A 21,181-nucleotide genomic window follows, 5' to 3' on the forward strand; every position below is an offset into this window, starting at 1 on the left:
CGAGGATGCCCAATGAGCGAGCGATCTGCCCCCACCCCCGCTTCGATACGCGCCTTCCAGGCCGAGAACCCCAAGATGCGCACCCGCGATCAGGCCGACGCGCTCGGGATGTCCGAGGCCGAGCTTGTCGCCGCCCATGTCGGTCGCGGCACGGTGCGGGTTGCCGCGCATCCCGACCGGATCATCCCCGCCGCCGAGAAGCTGGGCGAGGTCATGGCCCTGACCCGGGTCGAGGCCTGCGTGCACGAAAAGGTGGGCGAATACGGCAACTACCATCCCGGCGAACATGCCGCGATGACCCTGACCGAGGATATCGACCTGCGGATTTTCCAGTCGCACTGGGTTCACGCCTTCGCCGTGGAAACCCCGTCGGATGAAGGCCCGCGCCGGTCGCTCCAGGTGTTCGACGCCGCCGGCGACGCCGTGCACAAGATCCACCTGCGTGACACCTCGCATCATGATGCCTGGGCAGGCATCACGGGCGGCCTCGCGCACGAGACTCAGGCCGAAGGTCAGACAGTCGCGCAGCGACAACCCGTCGAAGCACCAAAATCGCGGCCCGACAAGCTCGACATCCTGCGCGAGGAATGGGCGCGCCTGACCGACACGCACCAATTCCTGCGCCTGTGCTCGAAGCTGAAGATGAACCGGCTGGGCGCTTATCGCATCGCGGGCGCGCCCTTCGTGCGACAGCTCGATCCCACCGCGGTCGATGCGATGCTGCACGCCGTACGCGATTCCGGGATCGAGATCATGCTTTTCGTCGGCAACCGCGGCTGCATCCAGATCCATTCCGGCCCGATCCGCAACCTGCGCCCGATGGGACCGTGGCAGAACGTGATGGATCCCGGATTCAACCTGCACCTGCGGCGTGACAAGGTGGCCGAGGTCTGGGCGGTCGAAAAACCCACCCAACGCGGCCCCGCCATCTCGGTCGAGGCTTTCGATGCCGAAGGCGGCCTGATCTTCCAGACCTTCGGGCTGGGCAAGGAAGGACGCGATTCGCGGCCCGAATGGGGCCGGATCGTCGCGGACCTGCCTTCGCTCGAGGAGGTGCCGGCATGATGTGCGGAAAGTCGAAAAGCGTCGCGATCGCCACGCTCTGCACGTCGATGGTCGGTGCCTTCGTTGCGCTGGCCGTCAGCGCGCAGCAGGCCGAGACCCCCGCCAATCCACATGCCGAGATCCTGTCCATCGGCAGCGCGGTGACCGAGATCGTCGTCGCGCTGGGGCAGGACCACCGGCTGAAGGCGCGCGACACCACCTCGACCTACCCGCCCTCGGTGCAGGACCTGCCCGACGTGGGCTACATGCGCGCGCTCTCGCCCGAGGGCGTTCTGTCGGTTGGCCCCTCCCTCATCATCGCAGGCGAAGGCGCCGGCCCGCCCGAGGCGCTGGACGTGATCCGTGCCGCCGATGTCGAGTTCGTCGAGGTGCCCGACGCCCTGACCACCGACGGCATCCTGCGCAAGATCGACATCGTGGGCGACGCGCTTGGCGTGCCCGAGCAGGCCGATGCGCTCGCCGCCGAGGTCGAGGCCGAGATGCAGGCGGCCATCGAGGACGCCCGCCGCCCCGAGGCCGACAAGAAGCGCGTGCTTTTCGTGCTGTCGACCCAAGGCGGCCGGATCAACACCTCGGGCACCGGCACCGCCGCCGACGCGATCATCCGCATGGCCGGCGGCGTGAATGCGATCTCTGAATTCGAAGGCTACAAGCAGGTCACCGACGAGGCGATAGGCACGGCCGCACCTGACGTGATCCTGATGATGGACCGCACCGGCGATCATGCAGCCGACGATGATACGCTCTTTGCCATGCCCGCGATCCGCCTGACGCCCGCGGCACAGGACCGTACAGTGGTGCGCATGGACGGCCTTCTGCTGCTGGGCTTCGGCCCCCGCACCGCGACTGGTATCCGCCAGCTCAACGCCGCGCTTTACGGCACGGACAGCTAGACCATGGCCGCCGTCACCGATATCGACGCCGCCCCACGTGACCGCGCATCCCGCGCGCGCGCCCTGCATTGGGCGCTGGCGGCCGCGCTGATCCTCGTGTCCCTCGCCAGCCTTCAGGTCGGCGCGACCGACGTGAGCCTCTCGAACCTCGCGGCCAAGCTGGCGCAGGGCGAGGCGCTGACCCGGATGGATCGCGTCGTGCTGTGGGATATCCGCCTGCCGCGCCTTGCCATGGGCGGCCTTGTCGGTGCGGCACTTGCGGTGTCGGGGGCCGCGATGCAGGGGCTCTTTCGCAACCCGTTGGCCGATCCCGGTATCGTCGGCGTGGGTGCCGGCGCCGGGCTGGGGGCCATCCTCGCCATCGTGCTGGGCGGGCTCCTGCCGCCGTGGGTCAATACCCTCACCGGCAACCAGTTGACGCCCTTCGCCGCGTTTCTCGGTGGATGGGGCTCGACCCTCCTGCTCTACCGCGTCGCCACGAGCCACGGACACACGTCTGTGGCCACGATGCTGCTGGCGGGCATCGCGCTCGGGGCGCTGGCCGGCGCGGTGTCGGGCATTCTGGTCTATATCGCCGACGACACGCAATTGCGCGACCTGACCTTCTGGGGCTTGGGCTCTCTGGCAGGGGCCAGCTGGGCCAAGGTGCTGACGGCGGGGCCGATGATCCTGCTGGCGCCAGGCGCCGCGCTGACGCTGGGGCGCGGCCTGAACGGGCTGGCCCTGGGCGAGGCGACGGCGGCCCATATCGGCGTCAGCGTCCAGCGCCTGAAAACCATCGCGATCCTCGCTGTCGCGGCGGCCACCGGTGCCGCCGTCGCGGTTTCTGGCGGCATCGGCTTCGTCGGCATCGTCGTACCGCACCTTCTGCGGCTCGCCTCCGGCCCGGACCACCGCACGCTGCTTCTGAACTCAGCGCTGCTTGGCGCCATCCTGCTGATCCTCGCGGATGTCATCGCACGGGTCGTGATCGCCCCTGCCGAACTGCCCATCGGGATCGTCACGGCGGTGCTCGGGGCGCCGGTCTTCCTGTGGATCCTGCTGACACGCCGGGGGCTTGCCGATCTATGAGCTTCATCGCCGAGAACATCCGCGTCTCCTATGGCAACCGCGAGGCCCTGCGCGGCGTTTCCTTCAACGCCGATCCCGGCGCGTTCACTGCCATCGTCGGCCCCAACGGCTCGGGCAAGTCCACGCTGCTGGGGGCGATGACGGCCTCCCTGCCCCATACCGGCGCGGTCCGCTTGAACGGCCGCGACATAGCGGCGATGAAACCGTGGGAACTGGCCTCCGAACGTGCGGTCCTGCCTCAAGCGGCGCGCCTGGCCTTCCCGTTCACGGTAATCGAGGTGGTGCGCCTCGGCCTGCAATCGGGCACCGCCGGCGACCGCCCCGAGGTGCCGATGCAGGCCCTCTCCCGCGTCGGCCTCGCTCATTACGCCAACCGCACCTTTCAAGAGCTGTCCGGCGGCGAGGCGCAGCGCGTCATGCTGGCCCGCGTTCTGGCCCAGGTCTGGAGCCCGGTCGAGCATGGTCGCCCCCGCTGGCTGTTGCTGGACGAACCCGTCAGCAGCCTCGATATCGCGCACCAGTTGCAGGTGATGGAGATCGCCCGTACCTTCGCCCGCGCCGGCGGCGGCGTGATTGCCGTCATGCACGACCTGAACCTGACGGCCCTTTTTGCCGACCGCGTCGCCGTCCTGTCCGAAGGGCAGCGCCTGGCCTTCGGCACGCCCGCCGAGGTGCTGACCGATGAAACCCTCTCGCTGGCGTATGGCTGCGAGCTGCGTGTTTGCTCTCCACCGCCCGCCGGTGTGCCCTATATACTGCCGCACGCGGCCTCTGCCTGAAAGGATACCCGGTGCGCCTTGCCATTCTCTTTTCCTGCTTCGCGGCGCCCGCGCTGGCCCAGCCCGCTGCGGATATCGTCATTCTGGGCGAAGTTCATGACAATCCCGACGCCCATCTGGGCCAGGCCGCGGCGATTTCCGAATTGCAGCCCAGCGCGGTCGTCTTCGAGATGCTGACCGCTGGCGAGGGTGCCCGCGTCAATACCGACCGGTCGTTGGCCGAAGAGGCATGGACAGCCAGCGGCTGGAGCGATTTCGACCTCTACGCCCCCATCTTCGACGCGCTGGAGGGCGTAACGATCATCGGCGCCGCCGCCCCACGCGACAGCGTGCGCACGGTCTATACCGAGGGTGCCGCCAAGATCTTCGGCACCGACGCCGCGCGTTTTGGCCTGGACACGGTCCTGCCCGACGATCAACAGGCCTTGCGCGAAGAGATGCAATTCTCCGCCCATTGCGAGGCCATGCCACGCGACATGATGGCCGGGATGGTCGCCGTGCAACGCTACCGCGACGCGGTGTTCGCCCGCGCAGCACTCGACGCGCTCGACACCCACGGCGCGCCTATCGTCGTGATCGCCGGAAACGGCCACGCCCGCACCGACTGGGGCATCCCCGCGATGATCGCCCGGGCCGCACCCGACGTCAGCACGCACTCCATCGGCTTTGTCGAGGCCGGGACCGACACGCCCTTCGATGAAACCCGCACCGTGCCCACGGCCCAGCGGGACGACCCCTGTGCTTCGCTCACCAACCAGTAAGGACCCCAGGATGTATCTTGCCATGAACCGCTTCACCGTGCCCCTTGAGAACGCCGCCGAGTTCGAGGATCTGTGGCTCAGCCGCGAAAGCCGCCTCAAGGACATGGCCGGCTTCGTGTCGTTCCACATGCTCAAGGGCCCCGAGGAAGACGGCCGCGTGCTCTATGCTTCGCACACCGTCTGGGAAAGCGAGGCGCATTTCCGCGCCTGGACGACCAGCGAGGAGTTCCGCGCCTCCCACGCCCGTGCCGGCCAAAGCCGCAAACTGCACGAAGGCACGCCGCGTTTCGAAGGGTTTCGCGCGATCCAGAAAATCGACGCCGACGCCCCGGCATGACCCCGCAGGTCACGCGCACCGCACCCGTGTTCCGCAGCTTCGACGAGGCCCGCGCGCGTGCGTTCTACGTCGACTGGCTGGGCTTCGACTGGACGGGTCAGGTCCGCGTGTTCGACGGCGCTCCGCTCTATGCGTTCCTGCGATTGGGAGCATTCCACCTTCATCTGACCGAACACCACGGCGACGCCACGCCGGGTTCGACCGCCATGGTCCATGTCGACAACCTGCGCGACTGGCACGCCACCCTGCCCGCAAATCCGTACATGCGCCCCGGGCTGGAGCCGCTGCCGTGGGGGCTTCAGATGGAAGTGACCGACCCGTTCGGAAACCGCCTTCGGTTCCTGGATCAAGCGGATGGCACTTAATCGCATCTTGACCGGGCCCACCCTGCCGCGAACATTTCTTGACTGAAACAATCGGAATAAGATATCACAACCTTAATCCCGACTCGAAAAGTCGGGTTTCTTCTGGCCCAACTCTGCGCAGCCGCACACCGCCCGCGGTACTGCCAAGGCCACCGGAAAGGTTGCTGAATGACAACATCTGAACCCGCCTCACGCCCCGCCCCGGACACGGAGGGCATTGCCACCCACGATGCCCGCGATCTGGTTCCGAACGGTGTCACGGCCAACATCGCGCTCGATGGCCAGGTGTACACCTTGCGCATCACCCAAGCCGGCAACCTGATCCTGACCAAGTGACCCCCGATCCAATCCCAAGCCAGTCCCAGCCGCACTCCAGCGAGGCCCCATGCCGAAAGTTCCAAGTCCCTGCATCGACGTCTGCAAGTTCAAGCGCGAGGGTCACTGTATCGGCTGCTCGATGACAAAGGCCCAGAAAAACCTGTTCAAGCAACTGAAAAAGGACAAGCAGCGCGAAGCCTTCGTCGAACTTCTGGTGGCGCAGCAGGCCATGATGGGCCGCTACAAGCACTGGGACGCCGCCTATGCAAAGAAATGCCGCAAGAAGAAAGTGACGCTCACCGCGATCGAGGGCGGCAAGGCCGCCTGACGCGGGATCTCCCCACGCCCAACACCGCGAAAGACACTAGACCAGATCGTAGGACAACCGACCCCTCATGACCTCAGCACTGCGCCTCCCACACTATGACGGCCTGCATGACAACCGGATCGAGACAGGCCACACGCCCCTGCTCGACCACCTGCGCCACGCCGCGCGTGACGCGCGGTGCAAAAGCTATGTCGACCTCTTCGGCGCCTGCGCCTCGCTGTCTGTAAATCGCGATATCGCCAGGCAAGCGGCCTCGGACGTGCTGATGCGCTGCCTGTCGCAGGCGCTCGGCCGTCGGCCGATCCTGTTCCGCGCCGGCGAACCCGAAATCTCATTCGACGAGGACTGGCTCCTGGCCCTTGCCCGCAGCATACGGAGAGAAGACACGGCCAGTTGCACCTTCCTGCTGCATTCCCGCGTTCCCAAACACGCACACCGCAATCTCGTCTTTCTTCTGGGCAACGTGGCTGACAATTTCCCTCAGATTTAGAAAGATTCTAAATTGTCTTGCCGAACGCTGGTGCAGGCCCTATTTTGAGCCTGCAAGCCAGCCAATCGCCAGCCAGCATAGCTCCGAACAGACATTTCCACACAACCAAGGAGGCGAGTATGACCGAAACGGCACAATCTCTTTCCACCGACGCCAACGCCCAGATTTCCGAGGCTCTCAACCAATGCGTTGCCGAGACCGCCGTGACCACGATGCTGGCGCAGAATTTTCACTGGAACGTCACCGGCATGGCCTTCGGCCCGCTGCACGAGCTGTTCCAGACCATCTACGAAGATCACTTCGTGGCCCAGGATGACTTGGCCGAGCGGATCAAGGCGCTCGACGGACACGCCGAAGGTGTGCTTGCCGGTATGATCAAGCGCTCCAAGGTTCCCGAGGCCGAAGGCACGCCCGCCGCCGAAGAGATGATCCGCCTTCTGAAAGAGGCGCAGGAAACCCTGGCCGAAACCATCGCGGGCGCCGGGGAACTGGCCGCCAAGCATGGTGACACGCTGACCGAGGACCTGTGCATCGCCCGCGGTCAGACCCACGAGAAATTCGCCTGGATGCTGCGCGCTCACTTGAAATAATAGGCTGCGCGCCGTCAAAGCCCGGCGCGCTGGCCGGCCGGTCGGTCGTTAAACTTTGCTTTCAGCCCGGATGGCACATCCCTGCCACCCGGGCTTTTTGCTGCGCGCGGCCTGCAAGTATCGCTTCGTGACCTTCCAACGATGCCTTCTGCAGACCCTGAGGCCACCACCACCGCCAGCCATGGCAGAGATCCGCGCTGCCCCGGGCGGCACCGCGTCTCAGAACATCACGCGCGGCAGCCATGTCGCCAGCGACGGCCAGAACCACACCACGGCCACGCCCACGGCTTGCAAGCCGATAAAGGGCATGACGCCGCGATAGATATGGCCGGTCGTGATCTCCGGCGGCGCAGCGCCCCGCAGGTAGAACAACGAGAACCCGAAGGGCGGCGTCAGGAACGAGGTTTGCAGGTTGATCGCCAGAATGATCCCCAGCCAGATCGGATCATGCCCCAGCAGGATCAGCGACGGCGTCACCAGTGGCAGCACGATCACCGAGATTTCCACGAAATCAAGGAAGAACCCCATGAAGAAGACGATGATCATCGTGACGATCAGCGCCCCGGTCGCCCCGCCCGGCAGGTTCGCCAGCCAATAGGCCACGCGATCTTCTCCACCCAATCCGATGAAGACGAGCGAGAACATACCGGCAGCCAGGATCGTGGCAAAGATCATCGCCGTCATGGTCATGGTGGACGTGACCGCATCATGCGCGACGCGCTCGGCCAGCACGTTGCGCAGCGCGGCCAGAACGCCGATCAGCCCGAGAACCGCCAGCGCGATGTAAATCCCACCGGCAATGTAGGATCCGACGCCAAGATCCCCCCGCTGAAGCCGAACCGGAAAGACCCCCGCCGCGATGGCCAGCACGATCAGCGCGGCGGCGGCGATCAGGATAAGGCCCCGGGACCTGCCCAGCCGCGCACCTGACATCAAAAGCGCCCCCACCGCCCCCACGGCGGCGGCCTCGGTCGGTGTGGCCAACCCACCCAGGATCGAGCCCAGCACCGCGAAAATCAGCAGGACGGGCGGCACGATGGCCCCCAGCACTTCACGCCCGCTCGGGCGGGGCATCGTCGCGTCGGCGGGCGGCATGTCTTGCGGGCGCAACGCGCCGCGCACCAGCACGTAGATCAGGTAGAGCGACACAAGCACCAACCCTGGGATCAATGCAGCGGCAAAGAACTGCCCCACCGAAAGCGCCTCGACCGAGAACTTGCCCTGCTCGTACTGCGCCTGCTGATAGGCATTCGACATCACGTCGGCGAGGATGATCAGCAGGGTCGACGGCGGAATGATCTGCCCCAGCGTGCCCGCCGTGCATACGATCCCGGCCGACACGCTCGGATTGTACCCCGAGCGTAGCATCGTCGGCAGCGCGATCATCCCCATCGCCACCACCGTCGCACCCACGATCCCGGTCGACGCCGCCAACAGCGCCCCCACCAGGATCACGGAAATGCCAAGTCCGCCGCGCAATGACCCGCAGGCCCGGCCCATTGTGTCCAGCAACTCCTCGGCGATGCGGCTCTTTTCCAGCAATGCGCCCATCAGCACGAACAGCGGTATCGCGATCAGCACCTGGTTCGAGATCAGCCCGAACACCCGTTGCCCGAACGCCCCCAAAAGCGAGATGTCCATCGCCCCCACGGCCCAGCCCAGGTAGGCGAACAGCACCGCGATCCCGGCGATGCTGAACGCCACTGGAAAGCCCGACAGTATCGCCACCACGAGGGCCACGAACATCAGAAGGTCAAGATAGTCCGTCACGCCGGCTCCTCACCTGCGAAGAGCCGCAGCAGGATCGCGATGGATTGCAACGCCACCAGCACGCAGAACACCGGGATCAGCGATTTCAGCAGGAAAACCGCCTCGATGCCTCCGACCGAGATCGGCCCTTCAAGAATTTTCCAAGAATTGCGCACCGAGGGCCACGACCACCAGACCAGCGCCACCATCGCGGGCAACAGCAGAAAAAGGTGCCCGGCCATGTCGATCCACCGCCGCGTGGCGGGCGCGGCCTTGGCATAGAAAATGTCGACCCGCACATGCTTGTCCACCAGCAGGGTGTAGCCGGCGGCCAGCATGAACAAAGTGGCATGCAGGTACAGCACGCTTTCCTGCACCCAGATCGAATTGACGCCGAACACATAGCGCCCGATCACGATGCCGAACTGAACCAGCACCATCACCAGCGCAAACCAGCGCACGGCCGACGCGATACCGCGATTGATCGCGTCGATGATCCCTGCGAGTGCCAGCATTTTCCGGCCTTCCCTGCCCCTTTGGTCATGGCGCGCGAGGCCACCCCCGCGCGCCCGCTTTCTCAGTAGCCCATCACTGCCGCGCGAGCATTCATCTGCCCGTTGTCGGCATAGGTCATGTAGGCCCCGACGCTGTCGCGATAGGCGACAAAGCTTTCGGTGATCCGCTTGACCAGGTCGTCGCTGTCCTGGCGCAGCTCGTCGATCACTTCCTTGGCCGCCTCGCCCATGGCGTCGATCACCTCCTGCGGGAACTTCTTGACCTGCACGCCGTCTTCCTCGACCAGCTTCTTCAGCGATGCCGCGTGCTTGGTGGTGTATTCCGTCCAGACCGGGTTGTAGAGGCTTTCGCAAGCCACCGAAACGACCTCTTTCAGGTCGTCGGGCAACGCGCCGAAGACCTCGGCATTCACACCGCATTCCTCGGCAGAGGACGGCTCGCCCACGCCGGGCCAGTAATAGTTCTTGGCCACCTGCTGATAGCCCAGCGCGCTGTCGGTCCACGGCCCGATGAACTCGCCCGCATCCAATGCGCCGGTCTGCAACGCCTGGAACATGTCCGGCCCGCCCATGGCCTCGGCCGCCATGCCCAGCTTGGCACACATCTCGGACGCAAGGCCCGTGGTGCGGAATTTCAGACCCTTCAGGTCCTCGACCGAGTTGATCTCGTTGCGGAACCAGCCGCCCCATTGCGGGCCCGAGTTGCCGCACAGGAACGGTTTGATGCCGAACTGGCCGTACATCTCGTCATAAAGCGCCTGGCCGCCGCCGTGGTAAAGCCAACCCACCTGCTCGTCCGCGCGCAATCCGAAGGGTTGCGAGCCGAACAGAAGGATACCCTTGGATTTCGAGCCCCAATAGGCCGGCACCGCGTGGTAAAGTTCCGCCGTGCCTTCGCTGACGGCATCGAACACGCCGCGCCCGGGCACCAGTTCGCCGGCGGCGAACAGCTTCACCTCGATCCGCCCGCCCGACAGCGTGGTGATCCGGTCGGCCAGCATTTGCGCGGCCACACCGGGGCCAGGCAGGTTCTTGGGCCATGCGGTGACCATCTTCCACTGCTGCACGTCCTGCGCGATGGCCGGGGTGGCCAGCGGCGCGGCTGCAGTGCCAATGGCGGCGGTCGTCAAAAATTTGCGTCTGTCCATGAGTCTCTCCTTGTTGGTTGCTGGTGTTTCGTATTGTTTCATCGCGGCGCCGCGCACGTTGTCTTAGCAGTCGCGCCGAAGCTGCGGTTTTTCAAGGCTGCAAAGCGGTTTGCAGCAAGCGGCCCCGCTCGGCAATCCGATCCGGAACCCGTCTGACTAAATTTCAGGCCTCGGCACGCACATGGCCAAACTTGGCAAGCCGCCTCCACAGCGCTGGCGGCCCTGTCCATGACTCAGTTCCCCAGGATGCCGGGCAAGCGCAAGCCATGATCCTTGGCGCAGTCGATCGCGGTCTCGTACCCCGCATCCGCATGCCGCCACACACCCGAGGCCGGGTCATTCCACAGCACCCGCTCCAACCGTTTCGCGGCCTCGTCGGTGCCATCGGCCACGATCACAACGCCCGCATGCTGGCTGAACCCCATACCGACGCCGCCGCCGTGATGCAGGCTGACCCAGGTCGCGCCGCTCGCGGTATTCACCAGCGCGTTCAGCAAGGGCCAGTCGCTCACCGCGTCCGATCCGTCCTTCATCGCTTCCGTCTCGCGGTTCGGGCTGGCCACCGAGCCGCTGTCGAGGTGGTCCCGCCCGATCACCACGGGCGCCTTCAACTCGCCACTGGCCACCATCTCGTTGAACTTCAGCCCGGCACGATGCCGGTCGCCCAGCCCGATCCAGCAGATCCGCGCGGGCAACCCCTGAAAGGAAATCCTCTCGCGCGCCATGTCCAGCCACGTGTGCAGCTTCTCGTTCTCGGGAAACAGTTCCTTCATCGCCTGGTCGGTCTTGTAGATATCCTCGGGATCACCCGACAACGCACACCAGCGGAACGGCCCGATCCCCTTGCAGAACAAAGGCCGGATATAGGCCGGCACGAAGCCGGGAAAGGCAAAGGCGTTCTCCAGCCCTTCCTCTTGCGCCACCTGCCGGATGTTGTTTCCGTAATCCAGCGTCGGAGCACCATCGTTCCAGAAATCCACCATCGCTTTCACATGCACCTTCATCGACGCGCGCGAGGCCTTTTCGACCGCCTTGGGGTCGCTCTCCCGCTTGTCGCGCCACTCGGCCATGCTCCACCCCTGCGGCAGGTAGCCGTTCACCGGGTCATGCGCGCTGGTCTGGTCGGTCACGATATCGGGCCGCACGCCCCGCTTGTGGATCTCGGGAAAGATGTCCGCCGCATTGCCCAAGAGCGCCACCGACTTCGCCTCGCCCGCCTTGGTCCAGCGCTCGATCATTTCCAGCGCCTCATCAAGGCTGTCGGTCTTCTCGTCCACGTACCGCGTGCGCAGACGGAAATCTATGCTGTCCGGGTTGCACTCCACCGCCAGACAGCACGCCCCCGCCATCACCGCGGCCAAGGGCTGTGCCCCGCCCATGCCGCCCAGGCCTCCCGTCAGGATCCACTTGCCGGTCAAGTCTCCGTCGTAATGCTGACGCCCGGCTTCGGCAAAGGTCTCGTAGGTGCCCTGCACGATGCCCTGCGACCCGATATAGATCCACGACCCGGCCGTCATCTGGCCGTACATCATCAGGCCCTTCTTATCGAGCGCGTTAAAATGGTCCCAGTTGGCCCAATGCGGCACGATATTGGAATTGGCGATCAGAACGCGCGGCGCGTCCGCATGGGTTTTCACGATGGCGACGGGCTTGCCGGACTGCACCACCAGCGTCTCGTCCGCCTCCAGGTCCTTCAGCCCGGCAACGATCCGGTCGAAATCATCCCATGTCCGCGCGGCACGCCCGATGCCGCCATAAACCACCAGTTCATGCGGGTTCTCGGCCACGTCAGGGTGCAGATTGTTCATCAGCATCCGCATCGCCGCCTCGGTCTGCCAGCTTTTCGCGCTGATCTCGGTGCCGGTCGGCGGGTAAATGTCGCGCAGGTTATGGCGGGGATTGGTCATTCGGGCCTCCAACGGATCAGGTCGTCTAGAATGGTTTTCAGGTGAGCGCGCAACAGGTCCGCACGCTCAGGCGCATAATCCCATGGCGGGCTTTCGAGCATGTAGGTGGACTGCGCCAGTTCCATCTGGATCGCGTGCAGTCCCTCGTCCGGCCGGCCGTAGTGCCGCGTTGTCCAGCCCCCCTTGAAACGTCCGTTCAGGATGGCGCTGTACCCCTCGGCGGCCTCGCACGTGCCGTAAACGCTGTCTTTGATCGACGCCGCGCAGGTCCGGCCTTCATCCGTGCCCACGTTGAAGTCAGGTAAGACACCCTCGAACAGGAACGGAATTTCCGAGCGGATCGAGTGGCAGTCATAGAGCACCGCGAACCCGTGAATCCCGCGCACGCGCTCCAGCTCCGCCGAAAGCGCCGCGTGATAAGGCGCATGATACGCCGTTCGCCTCCGCGCGATCTCGGCCGCGTCGGGTTCCGCCCCCTCGCGCCAGATAGGCTGTCCATCAAAGTCGGTCACCGGACACAGCGACGTGGTGTTCTGACCGGGATAGAGACTCGCGCCCTCCGGGTCGCGGTTCACATCGATGACATAGCGGTGGATGGTCGTGCGCACCGTGGTCACGTCGCCCACCATCCCGGCGTAAAGCTCGTGAATATGCCAATCCGTATCGGCCAGCTCACGCCCGGTCTCGTTAAATCCTTCCGCGATATCACCGGGAACATCCGTGCCCGTATGGGGCAGGCCCAGAACCAGCGGGCTCTGCCCGCGCGTCACCTCGACAAAACTCACAGCCTGACCTCCACGCCCGTCTCGCGTGCCAGCGCGTCCTCGCGCACCAGCGCTGCGGCTTTTTCCATATCTGGCGCCATCATCCGGTCTTCTTCCAGCCGCGGCACCTCCGCCCGGATCGTCGCAATTGCACGCCGCAACGCGTCCGATGTCACCAGCGGCGCGCGCGCCTCGATCCCTTGCGCGGCGCACAGCGCCTCGACACCAAGGATCATCGACAGGTTCACATTCATCCGGCGCAGCCGCCGCGCGCCATGAGCGGCCATGCTCACATGATCCTCCTGGTTGGCAGAGGTCGGCGTGCTATCGGTCGAACACGGGTTCGCCAGATGCTTGTTCTCGCTCATCAGCGCCGCCGTCGTCACCTCGGCGATCATGAAGCCCGAGTTCAGACCCGGCACCGGCGTCAGGAAGGGCGGCAGGTCATGGCTCAAGGCCGGGTCCACCATCAGCGCCACGCGCCGCTGCGCGATGGCCCCGATTTCCGACAGCGCCAACGCGATCTGGTCGGCGGCAAAGGCCACCGGCTCGGCATGGAAATTCCCGCCCGAGACGATCCCGGCCTCGATCACCAGCGGATTATCCGTGACGGCATTCGCCTCGATCTCCAGCGTTTTCGCGGCAAAGCGCAACAGGTCCAGCGCCGCCCCCGCCACCTGCGGCTGGCAGCGGATGCAATACGGATCCTGCACGCGGCTGTCGCCTTCGCGGTGGCTTTCGCGGATCTCGCTGCCCGCCATCAGGGCCGACATGGCCGTGGCCACGTCGATCTGCCCCGCATGGCCGCGCAGGGTGTGGATCTCTGGCTGCAATGGCTGGGTCGAGCCCATGATGGCATCCGTCGAAAGTGCCGAGGTCACGATCGACGCCCTGAGTGCGCGGACGCCGTCGAACAACGCCGCCAATGCGCAGGCGGTCGAAAACTGAGTGCCGTTGATCAGGGCCAGCCCCTCCTTGGCCCCCAGCACCACGGGCTTCAGCCCGGCCGTCTTCAGCGCCTCGCCGGCGGGCATCCGCACACCGTCCAGCAACGCCTCGCCTTCACCGATCATCGTGGCGGCCATATGCGCCAGCGGCGCAAGGTCGCCTGACGCGCCAACCGATCCTTGCGACGGGATCACCGGAACCACGCCGTTCGCCAGCATTCCCTCGATCAGCGCACAGATCTCCCACCGCACGCCCGAGGCGCCACGCCCCAGCGACAAGAGCTTCAGCGCCATCATCAGGCGCGTGGTCTCGGCTTCCATAACCTCGCCTACACCGCAGCAATGGCTGAGGATCAGGTTGCGCTGCAACGTTTCCACATCCTCGGGCGGAATGCGCACCGAGGCCAGCTTGCCAAAGCCGGTGTTCACCCCGTAAACCGGCACGTCGCCCCGCGCCGCCTCGGCGACCTTTTCCGCCGCCGCCTCGATTGCCGCCCGCGCGTCCGGCACCAGCGTCGCCGCCACACCCTCGCGCCACACCCGCTCCAGCGTCTCCAGCCGGGTCTCTCCCGGCACCAGCGTCAGGGTCATGCTCGGCCTCCGAATATTCGTTTGTGCAGTGGATTCACCCCGATGCGATAGCTCAGCTCCGCCGGTTCCTCGACATCCCAGATGGCCAGGTCCGCCCGCATCCCCGGCGCGATCTCGCCCCGGTCATACAGCCCCAGCGCCTGCGCGGCATGGTGCGTCGTGCCCGCCAGCGCCTCGGCCGGGGTCAGGCCGAACAGCGTGCAAGCCATGTTCATCGCCAGCAGGACCGAGCCCATCGGCGACGACCCGGGGTTCCAATCCGTCGCCACCGCCATCGGCACGCCCTGCGCGCGGAACGCCGCAACCGGCGGCTTTTGCGTCTCGTGCAGCGTGTAGAATGCCCCGGGCAGCAAGACCGCCACGCTGCCCCCTTCGGCCAACGCCTTGGCGTCGGCCCCGCTCGCATATTCCACATGATCCGCCGACAGCGCGCCGCGCTCCGCCGCCAGCTTCGTCCCGCCGATATTGCTCAACTGCTCGGCATGAAGCTTGACCGGCAGGCCCAGCGCCGCGGCCTTGTCGAACACCCGCGCAATCTGGGCGGTGTCAAAGGCGATCCCCTCGCAAAACCCGTCCACGGCATCGACCAGCCCCTGGGCATGGGCCGCCTCCAGCGCGGGCAGGCAAACCTCGTCGATATAACTGTCCGCATCCGCGCCCTTGGGCACCGCGTGCGCGCCCAGGAACGAGGTCACCACCCGCACCGGACGTGCCTCGCCCACCGCGCGCGCCACGCGCAACATCTTGAGTTCCGTTTCGATATCAAGACCATAGCCCGACTTGATCTCGATCGTCGTCACCCCTTCTGCGATCAGCGCATCCGCGCGGCGCAGCGCCTGCGCAAGCAGCAGGCTTTCGTCCGCCTCCCGCGTCGCCGTCACGGTCGAAACGATCCCGCCCCCGGCGCGCGCCACCTCTTCATAGCTCGCCCCCTCGAGCCGCATCTCGAATTCCCGCGCGCGGTTGCCGCCATGCACGATATGCGTGTGACAGTCGATCAGACCCGGCGTCAGCAACCGACCTTCGGCGTCGATCACCTGTGCATCCTTCGGAAGCTCTTCCAAGTCGGCCATCGGGCCGACCCAGTCGATCCGCTCACCCTGCACCCGCAGCGCCGCATCACGCCGCAGGCCATAGCCGTCCTCCGACGCATTCATGCAGGCAATCGTGGCGTTGGTGATCGTCAGGTGATCGGGCATTCGTACTTTCCTTGCAATGTGGCCGACATAACGTTAATATGTATGTACATATTTTGTCAACGGAGATCGCCCGTGCAGGAAATCCAGTCTCGCCAGACCCTTACTCCGGATGGCTGGGTCAGCGACCTTTGCCTCACCATCGAGCAGGGACGCATCACGCGAATCTCCCGCACGCCTTCGCCGGACGCACAGTGCGTCGACCTGCTGCTGCCTGCCCCGGTCAACCTGCACAGCCACGCCTTTCAACGCGCCATGGCCGGACTGACCGAAACCCGCGGCCCCGACCCGCGCGACAGTTTCTGGACATGGCGGAAACTGATGTACCGTTTCCTCGACCGCCTCACGCCCGACCACGTGCAGGCCATCGCGGAACTTGTATTCATGGAAATGCTCGAGGCCGGTTACGGCGCGGTGGCCGAATTCCACTACCTGCACCACGATATCGGCGGCGCCCCCTATACCGACCTGGCCGAAATGGCCGGGCGTATCACCCAGGCGGCGCAGGATACCGGCATCGGCCTCACCCTCCTGCCCGTGCACTACATGCAAGGCGGCTGCGACGGGCGCGCGCTCGAAGGCGGCCAGCGCCGCTTCGGCAGCGACCTCGACCTTTTCGCGCGGCTGCACGCCGACAGTGCCGCATTGGTGGCCAACGGGCCGGACGATTTCGCCATCGGCGTCGCGCCCCATTCCCTGCGCGCCGTCCCGCCCGAGGCGCTGGCCCAGGCGCAGTCCATCTGCCCCGATGGCCCGATCCACATGCACCTTGCCGAACAGGTGGCCGAGGTCGAGGAGGTCGAGGCCCATCACGGCGCCCGCCCGGTCGAATGGCTGCTCGACACAGCCCCGATCGACGACAAATGGTGCCTGATCCACTGCACCCAGATGACCGACGCCGAAACCCGCGCCCTAGCGCAAACCGGCGCCGTGGCCGGGCTCTGCCCCATCACCGAATCCAGTCTCGGCGACGGTATCTTCAACGGCACCGCATATCGCGACGCTGGCGGAAGGTTCGGCATCGGCTCGGATTCCAACATCCACATCGCCCTGTGGGAGGAACTGGCCACGCTCGACTATTCCCAACGCCTGCGCGACCGCAGCCGCGCGGCGATGGCCACGGCGGACCACTCCACCGGCCGCGTGCTTTTCGACGCGGCCACCCGCGCCGGGGCACAGGCGGCCGGCCGCGCCTCGGGCCAGGTCGCCGAGGGCCAGCTGGCCGATCTCATCGCGGTCTCCACCGACAACGAGTTCCTCTGCAACCGTACCGGCGACGTGGTTCTCGACAGCCTGATCTTCTCCGGGCGCGGGCGCGCTTGCGTCACAGATGTCTGGAGCGCGGGCCGTCACATGGTCAAGGACGGCCGCCACGCCGACCGCGACCGCATCACGCGGGCTTTCCTCGACGTCGTCACCACGCTGGGACAGGACATATGACCTCCGACTCCCGCCTGTCGTGGAAGGATGTGCGCGACCGTATCCACGAACAGATCCTCACCGGTCGCTACGGCCCCGGAGACCGCCTGCCCCGCGACGCCGACATCGCCGAAGACCTCAGCTGCGCCCGCTCCACGGTCCAGCGTGCCATGCAGGATCTTTCAGACAGCGGTCTCGTTGAGCGCCGCCGCAAGGGCGGTACGCGGGTCAGGGCCGAACCCGTCACCCGCGCCACGCTCGACATTCCCATCACACGGCGCGAGGTGGAACAACGTGGCGCGCGCTATGACTATCAGCTGATCAGCCGCCGCACCGCGCCGGCACCACGCGGCGTTCTCGCCGCCTTCGGGCTCAGCAGGTCCCGCCCGATGCTTCGCGTCGAGGCGCTGCACCTTTCCGACGGACGCCCCTATATTTTCGAGGATCGCTGGATCTGCCCCGAAACCTCGCCCGAGGTGCGCGACCTCGATTTCACCGGGCAGAGCGCGAATGAATGGCTCGTTCTGAACAAGCCCTACACCCGCCTGGACCTGCGATTCTACGCCATCTCGGCCAATCCCCGTCAGGCCGACCTGCTGGACACCGAGCCGGGCGCGGCGCTCCTGGTCATCGAACGCACCACCTGGGTCGACGAGGCCCCGATCACCACGGTCAAGGCGATCACCACCCCCGGCTACCAGCTTCTGACAGGCACCTGATCCGGGCTACAGGCACTCCGCCAGGGCCGTCGCAAGGTTGCGCAAAAGCTGCGGATAAAGCCCGGCGCCGGGCTCCAGATCCGACCCCATCGGGTCCATCACGCCGGTTTTGACATCGGCCCCGTCCGTAACGGCGGCCACGATACCCGGATCGAACTGGGGCTCAGACATCACGCAGGTCACCCCTTGCGCGCTCACCCGCTCCTGGATTTCCGCAACCCGCGCCGGGCTGGGATCGGACGCGTCGGAGACCGAGATTGCCCCCGAGGCCGGAAAATCGAACGCCGACTCGAAATACTGGTAGGCATCGTGGAAGACGATAAAGTTGCCTTCCCGCGCCGGCTCCAGAATGCCGTCGATCTCGGCCCTGAGGCTGGCAATCTCCTCGCGTCCCTCCGCGGCATTGGCGAAGTAGGCGCCGGCATTGTCCGGATCGGCCGACGACAGCGCCGCGGCAATCGCGTTCAACCAGGTCTCCGCGTTGTCGGGCGACAGCCACGCGTGCGGGTCCTGATGCCCATGATCGTGCCCGTGGCCGGCGTGGTCCTCTTCGTGCGTTTCGTGACCTTCATGATCCGCGTGGTCATGGTCGGCGTGGTCGTGATCTGCATGTTCATCGTCATCATGGTCACTATGCGCATGGTCGTCATGATCATCCGCATGCTCCTCATGATCCGCGTGATCATCATGACCGTCGTCCCCGTGCCCGCCGTGATCATGCGCCTCGAACAGCGCGTTTTCCCGGATCGGCAACGCGACCGTGCCATCGGCCTCCATCAGCCCCACCACCTGCGCCTCGCCCGACAGCGTGCCCAGCGCATCCTCCAGCCAGGGCGTCAGGTCCGGGCCGATCCAGAACACCAGGTCCGCGTCCTGCATCGCCGCCGCTTCCGAGGGGCGCAGGCTGTACTCATGCGGGCTGGCGCCCGGCGCCACGATCAGCGCGGGCGCGCCCACCCCGTCCATCACACGCGCCACCAGCGAATGCACCGGCGCGATGTCCACCGCCACCTGCGGCACCTCTGCCAAGGCCGGTCCGGCCAGGATGGTGGACGCGAGAAAACATGGAACAAGGTTTCTGGACATGGGTGACCTCTTGTGATTATATAACATTCCACAACGGATACACGAACTGTTATAATATGACAAGCACCTCCCGACCAGAAGATGAGCATCCGACCGATCCGGTCGGCTTCGAGTCGCATGACCACGCCAGTTGCATCGCCGCCGCCATTGCCGAGGCCGAGGCGCATTGCGCCCGCGAAGGCCTACGCTTCACGCCCGTCCGGCGCAAGGCGTTGGAAATCCTGCTGCGCGAACATCGCGCCCTGGGCGCCTACGAGATGCTCGACGCCCTGCGCGAGGCCGGGTTCGGCTCGCAGCCGCCCGTCGCCTACCGCGCGCTGGAGTTCCTCGTCGGCAACGGCTTTGCCCACAAGATCGAGCGGCTCAACGCCTTCATCGCCTGCGCCCATCCCGGCGCGCATCACTCGCCCGCCTTCATGATCTGCCGCGCCTGCGATTCGGTCGCCGAGGCACAGGCAACACCCGCCCGAGGCGCCCTTGGCGCGGCCGCCCGCGCCGCCGGTTTCCAGATCGAACGTACCGTCGTCGAGGCCGAGGGCCTCTGCCCCACCTGCTCGGACAAGGCCGACACATGAGCCTTGTCTCGGTCCAGAATATCAGCGTCGGTTACGGCGCCACGCGGGTTTTGCGCGACGTGACCCTCGCGATCGAGGCGGGCGAGATCGTCACCATCGTCGGCCCCAACGGATCGGGCAAGACGACCTTGCTGCGCGCACTTATCGGCGCGGTCACGCCAAGCGTGGGCCGGATCGACCGTGACGCCGGGCTGCGCATCGGCTACGTACCGCAAAAGCTACATATCGACCCGACCCTGCCGATGACCGTGTCGCGCTTTCTGCGCCTGCCGGGCGGCGCGACCCCGACCCAGATCGCCGCCGCCCTCGACCGCGCCGGCGTACCTGACCTGTCGGACCGGCAGATGTCGGGCCTCTCGGGCGGACAGATGCAACGCATCCTGCTGGCCCGCGCCCTGATCGGCCAACCCAACCTGCTCCTGCTCGACGAGGCGACGCAAGGCCTCGACCAGCCCGGCTCCGCCGCCTTCTACCGCCAGATCGAAGAGGTCCGCGCCGCGACCGGCTGCGGCGTGGTCATGATCAGCCACGAATTGCACGTGGTGATGAGCGCGTCCGACCGGGTGATCTGCCTCAACGGCCATGTCTGCTGCGAAGGCACGCCCGAAATCGTGTCGGCGGCCCCGGAATACCAGGCCCTGTTCGGCACCGGCACCGGGGGCGCGCTGGCGCTCTACCGGCACGACCATGACCACAGCCACGACGCCACCTGCGGGCATGATCACGCGCACGACCATTCCCACGACGACACGACGACGAAGGCCGCCGAATGATGCTGGATGATTTCATGACCCGCGCCACGCTGGCCGGCATCGGCGTGGCCTGCGCCGCCGCCCCCTTGGGCAGCTTCGTCGTCTGGCGGCGCATGGCCTATTTCGGCGACGCCACCGCCCATGCCGCGATCCTTGGCGTGGCGCTGTCGCTGGCCTTGCAGATCTCGATCTTCGCCGGTGCCGTGGCCGTGGCTCTGGCCATGGCCCTGACCGTGACCCTGTTGACCGGACGCGGCTATGCGATGGACACGCTCCTGGGCGTGCTGGCGCATTCCGCCCTGGCCTTCGGGCTGGTGGCGGTGTCGTTCCTCTCGGGCATCCGGATCGACCTGATGGCTTATCTCTTCGGGGATATCCTCGCGGTCTCACGCGGCGATCTCGCGGTGATCTGGGGCGGCGCGGCGCTGGTGGTCGGCCTGATCGGCTGGCGCTGGTCGGCGCTGCTGACCTCGACCCTCAGCCAGGACCTGGCCCATGCCAGCGGCATCGACCCGCGCCGCGAACAGCTGATCCTCACGCTGGCCCTCGCCATCACCGTGGCCGTCGCCATCAAGGTGGTCGGCGTCCTGCTCATCGCCGCAATGCTGATCATTCCGGCCGCCGCCGCCCGCCCCTTGTCGCGCACGCCTGAGCAAATGGCCCTCTTCGCCGCGGCCCTCGGTGCGGTTTCGGCCGTGGCGGGGCTGCAATCGGCCTACGTGCTGGATACGCCCGCTGGGCCGTCCATCGTCTGCGTTGCGGCAATCCTCTTTGCGTTCACCAGCGGACTGCGCGGCCTGCGCGCCTGATACCGCG

At 66.1% G+C, this 21,181-nt stretch carries 24 protein-coding genes; 16 read left to right on the top strand and 8 right to left on the bottom strand.

Annotated elements, in window-relative coordinates:
- Positions 1–12: 12 nt before the first annotated feature.
- From C2I35_RS20920 to C2I35_RS20970, 11 genes are all read left to right on the top strand, one after another.
- Positions 13–1,065, top strand: coding sequence for a hemin-degrading factor (locus C2I35_RS20920; protein ID WP_103764987.1), 1,053 nt, complete (start codon positions 13–15; stop codon positions 1,063–1,065).
- Positions 1,065–1,958 carry a heme/hemin ABC transporter substrate-binding protein gene (locus C2I35_RS20925; RefSeq protein ID WP_371931660.1) on the top strand — a complete coding sequence of 298 codons (894 nt, stop codon included), beginning with the start codon at positions 1,065–1,067 and terminating at the stop codon, positions 1,956–1,958. The genes C2I35_RS20920 and C2I35_RS20925 overlap by 1 nt, the downstream gene beginning before the upstream one ends.
- A 3-nt stretch (positions 1,959–1,961) precedes the next feature.
- Positions 1,962–3,029, top strand: coding sequence for a FecCD family ABC transporter permease (locus C2I35_RS20930; protein WP_103764988.1), 1,068 nt, complete (start codon positions 1,962–1,964; stop codon positions 3,027–3,029).
- Complete coding sequence (locus tag C2I35_RS20935; protein ID WP_103764989.1) at positions 3,026–3,808, top strand: heme ABC transporter ATP-binding protein; 783 nt, start codon at positions 3,026–3,028, stop codon at positions 3,806–3,808. Before C2I35_RS20930 ends, C2I35_RS20935 begins: the two co-directional genes overlap by 4 nt.
- Before the next feature lie 11 nt (positions 3,809–3,819).
- Positions 3,820–4,569 (top strand): ChaN family lipoprotein, encoded by a 750-nt coding sequence (locus C2I35_RS20940; protein ID WP_245890583.1) that lies wholly within the window; start codon positions 3,820–3,822, stop codon positions 4,567–4,569.
- Positions 4,570–4,579: 10 nt separating this feature from the next.
- Positions 4,580–4,906, top strand: coding sequence for a heme-degrading protein HmuQ (gene hmuQ / locus C2I35_RS20945; RefSeq protein ID WP_103764990.1), 327 nt, complete (start codon positions 4,580–4,582; stop codon positions 4,904–4,906).
- Complete coding sequence (locus C2I35_RS20950) at positions 4,903–5,271, top strand: glyoxalase superfamily protein (RefSeq protein ID WP_103764991.1); 369 nt, start codon at positions 4,903–4,905, stop codon at positions 5,269–5,271. Before hmuQ ends, C2I35_RS20950 begins: the two co-directional genes overlap by 4 nt.
- A gap of 168 nt (positions 5,272–5,439) precedes the next feature.
- A complete protein-coding gene (gene hemP / locus C2I35_RS20955; RefSeq protein ID WP_103764992.1) occupies positions 5,440–5,607 on the top strand; it encodes a hemin uptake protein HemP in 168 nt (55 codons plus the stop codon).
- Between the two features lie 49 nt (positions 5,608–5,656).
- Complete coding sequence (locus C2I35_RS20960; RefSeq protein WP_103764993.1) at positions 5,657–5,917, top strand: DUF1289 domain-containing protein; 261 nt, start codon at positions 5,657–5,659, stop codon at positions 5,915–5,917.
- A 67-nt stretch (positions 5,918–5,984) separates the two neighbouring features.
- Positions 5,985–6,407 (top strand): hypothetical protein, encoded by a 423-nt coding sequence (locus C2I35_RS20965; RefSeq protein WP_103764994.1) that lies wholly within the window; start codon positions 5,985–5,987, stop codon positions 6,405–6,407.
- Positions 6,408–6,526: 119 nt separating this feature from the next.
- Entirely contained in the window at positions 6,527–6,997 is a 471-nt protein-coding gene (locus C2I35_RS20970; protein ID WP_103764995.1) for a Dps family protein, read from the top strand.
- Positions 6,998–7,216: 219 nt separating this feature from the next.
- On the opposite strand, the gene C2I35_RS20975 is transcribed toward C2I35_RS20970, so the two are convergent.
- The 7 genes from C2I35_RS20975 to hutI all read right to left on the bottom strand — a co-directional run bounded on the left by C2I35_RS20975 (position 7,217) and on the right by hutI (position 15,817).
- Positions 7,217–8,767 carry a TRAP transporter large permease gene (locus C2I35_RS20975; RefSeq protein WP_211286206.1) on the bottom strand — a complete coding sequence of 517 codons (1,551 nt, stop codon included), beginning with the start codon at positions 8,765–8,767 and terminating at the stop codon, positions 7,217–7,219.
- Entirely contained in the window at positions 8,764–9,261 is a 498-nt protein-coding gene (locus C2I35_RS20980) for a TRAP transporter small permease subunit (protein ID WP_103764996.1), read from the bottom strand. The genes C2I35_RS20975 and C2I35_RS20980 overlap by 4 nt, the downstream gene beginning before the upstream one ends.
- A 62-nt stretch (positions 9,262–9,323) precedes the next feature.
- On the bottom strand, positions 9,324–10,409 hold the full coding sequence (locus tag C2I35_RS20985; protein WP_103765028.1) for a TRAP transporter substrate-binding protein: 1,086 nt from the start codon (positions 10,407–10,409) through the stop codon (positions 9,324–9,326).
- Between the two features lie 233 nt (positions 10,410–10,642).
- Positions 10,643–12,316: a urocanate hydratase gene (gene hutU, locus C2I35_RS20990; protein WP_103764997.1), complete on the bottom strand. Its 1,674-nt coding sequence runs from the start codon at positions 12,314–12,316 to the stop codon at positions 10,643–10,645.
- Positions 12,313–13,101: an N-formylglutamate deformylase gene (hutG, locus tag C2I35_RS20995; RefSeq protein WP_103764998.1), complete on the bottom strand. Its 789-nt coding sequence runs from the start codon at positions 13,099–13,101 to the stop codon at positions 12,313–12,315. Before hutG ends, hutU begins: the two co-directional genes overlap by 4 nt.
- Positions 13,098–14,618, bottom strand: coding sequence for a histidine ammonia-lyase (hutH, locus tag C2I35_RS21000; protein WP_103764999.1), 1,521 nt, complete (start codon positions 14,616–14,618; stop codon positions 13,098–13,100). The genes hutG and hutH overlap by 4 nt, the downstream gene beginning before the upstream one ends.
- Complete coding sequence (hutI, locus tag C2I35_RS21005; protein WP_103765000.1) at positions 14,615–15,817, bottom strand: imidazolonepropionase; 1,203 nt, start codon at positions 15,815–15,817, stop codon at positions 14,615–14,617. The genes hutH and hutI overlap by 4 nt, the downstream gene beginning before the upstream one ends.
- A gap of 72 nt (positions 15,818–15,889) precedes the next feature.
- Between hutI and C2I35_RS21010 the strand changes: the two genes are divergently transcribed.
- Together C2I35_RS21010 and C2I35_RS21015 are read left to right on the top strand one after the other, a co-directional pair.
- The gene (locus tag C2I35_RS21010; protein ID WP_103765001.1) at positions 15,890–17,254 is read left to right on the top strand and encodes a formimidoylglutamate deiminase; all 1,365 of its coding nucleotides are present in this window, start codon (positions 15,890–15,892) and stop codon (positions 17,252–17,254) included.
- A complete protein-coding gene (locus C2I35_RS21015; RefSeq protein WP_103765002.1) occupies positions 17,251–17,952 on the top strand; it encodes a histidine utilization transcriptional repressor HutC in 702 nt (233 codons plus the stop codon). Before C2I35_RS21010 ends, C2I35_RS21015 begins: the two co-directional genes overlap by 4 nt.
- Positions 17,953–17,958: 6 nt before the next feature.
- Here C2I35_RS21015 and C2I35_RS21020 read toward each other — a convergent pair whose 3' ends face one another.
- On the bottom strand, positions 17,959–19,038 hold the full coding sequence (locus C2I35_RS21020; protein WP_103765003.1) for a zinc ABC transporter substrate-binding protein: 1,080 nt from the start codon (positions 19,036–19,038) through the stop codon (positions 17,959–17,961).
- Between the two features lie 56 nt (positions 19,039–19,094).
- On the opposite strand from C2I35_RS21020, the gene C2I35_RS21025 reads away from it, so the two are divergent.
- From C2I35_RS21025 to C2I35_RS21035, 3 genes are read left to right on the top strand one after another with little or no spacing between them, the layout of a single operon-like run.
- On the top strand, positions 19,095–19,613 hold the full coding sequence (locus C2I35_RS21025) for a Fur family transcriptional regulator (protein WP_103765004.1): 519 nt from the start codon (positions 19,095–19,097) through the stop codon (positions 19,611–19,613).
- Complete coding sequence (locus tag C2I35_RS21030; protein WP_103765005.1) at positions 19,610–20,386, top strand: ATP-binding cassette domain-containing protein; 777 nt, start codon at positions 19,610–19,612, stop codon at positions 20,384–20,386. The genes C2I35_RS21025 and C2I35_RS21030 overlap by 4 nt, the downstream gene beginning before the upstream one ends.
- Positions 20,386–21,174, top strand: a complete 789-nt coding sequence (locus C2I35_RS21035) for a metal ABC transporter permease (protein ID WP_103765029.1) — start codon at positions 20,386–20,388, stop codon at positions 21,172–21,174. The genes C2I35_RS21030 and C2I35_RS21035 overlap by 1 nt, the downstream gene beginning before the upstream one ends.
- The last annotated feature ends 7 nt before the right edge of the window (positions 21,175–21,181 follow it).

This window comes from Roseovarius confluentis (assembly GCF_002917925.1).
GTDB classification, from domain to species: domain Bacteria; phylum Pseudomonadota; class Alphaproteobacteria; order Rhodobacterales; family Rhodobacteraceae; genus Roseovarius; species Roseovarius confluentis.

Coding starts and splice junctions, on each gene's coding strand:
- C2I35_RS20925 (WP_371931660.1), top strand. CDS start 1,065: ATGTGCGGAAAGTCGAAAAGCGTCGCGATCGCCACGCTCTGCACGTCG.
- C2I35_RS20980 (WP_103764996.1), bottom strand. CDS start 9,261: ATGCTGGCACTCGCAGGGATCATCGACGCGATCAATCGCGGTATCGCG.
- C2I35_RS20960 (WP_103764993.1), top strand. CDS start 5,657: ATGCCGAAAGTTCCAAGTCCCTGCATCGACGTCTGCAAGTTCAAGCGC.
- C2I35_RS21020 (WP_103765003.1), bottom strand. CDS start 19,038: ATGTCCAGAAACCTTGTTCCATGTTTTCTCGCGTCCACCATCCTGGCC.
- C2I35_RS20930 (WP_103764988.1), top strand. CDS start 1,962: ATGGCCGCCGTCACCGATATCGACGCCGCCCCACGTGACCGCGCATCC.
- hutU (WP_103764997.1), bottom strand. CDS start 12,316: ATGACCAATCCCCGCCATAACCTGCGCGACATTTACCCGCCGACCGGC.
- C2I35_RS20970 (WP_103764995.1), top strand. CDS start 6,527: ATGACCGAAACGGCACAATCTCTTTCCACCGACGCCAACGCCCAGATT.
- C2I35_RS20965 (WP_103764994.1), top strand. CDS start 5,985: ATGACCTCAGCACTGCGCCTCCCACACTATGACGGCCTGCATGACAAC.
- hutH (WP_103764999.1), bottom strand. CDS start 14,618: ATGACCCTGACGCTGGTGCCGGGAGAGACCCGGCTGGAGACGCTGGAG.
- C2I35_RS20935 (WP_103764989.1), top strand. CDS start 3,026: ATGAGCTTCATCGCCGAGAACATCCGCGTCTCCTATGGCAACCGCGAG.
- C2I35_RS21015 (WP_103765002.1), top strand. CDS start 17,251: ATGACCTCCGACTCCCGCCTGTCGTGGAAGGATGTGCGCGACCGTATC.
- hmuQ (WP_103764990.1), top strand. CDS start 4,580: ATGTATCTTGCCATGAACCGCTTCACCGTGCCCCTTGAGAACGCCGCC.
- C2I35_RS21035 (WP_103765029.1), top strand. CDS start 20,386: ATGCTGGATGATTTCATGACCCGCGCCACGCTGGCCGGCATCGGCGTG.
- C2I35_RS20920 (WP_103764987.1), top strand. CDS start 13: ATGAGCGAGCGATCTGCCCCCACCCCCGCTTCGATACGCGCCTTCCAG.
- C2I35_RS21030 (WP_103765005.1), top strand. CDS start 19,610: ATGAGCCTTGTCTCGGTCCAGAATATCAGCGTCGGTTACGGCGCCACG.
- C2I35_RS20950 (WP_103764991.1), top strand. CDS start 4,903: ATGACCCCGCAGGTCACGCGCACCGCACCCGTGTTCCGCAGCTTCGAC.
- hemP (WP_103764992.1), top strand. CDS start 5,440: ATGACAACATCTGAACCCGCCTCACGCCCCGCCCCGGACACGGAGGGC.
- C2I35_RS20985 (WP_103765028.1), bottom strand. CDS start 10,409: ATGGACAGACGCAAATTTTTGACGACCGCCGCCATTGGCACTGCAGCC.
- hutI (WP_103765000.1), bottom strand. CDS start 15,817: ATGCCCGATCACCTGACGATCACCAACGCCACGATTGCCTGCATGAAT.
- C2I35_RS21025 (WP_103765004.1), top strand. CDS start 19,095: ATGACAAGCACCTCCCGACCAGAAGATGAGCATCCGACCGATCCGGTC.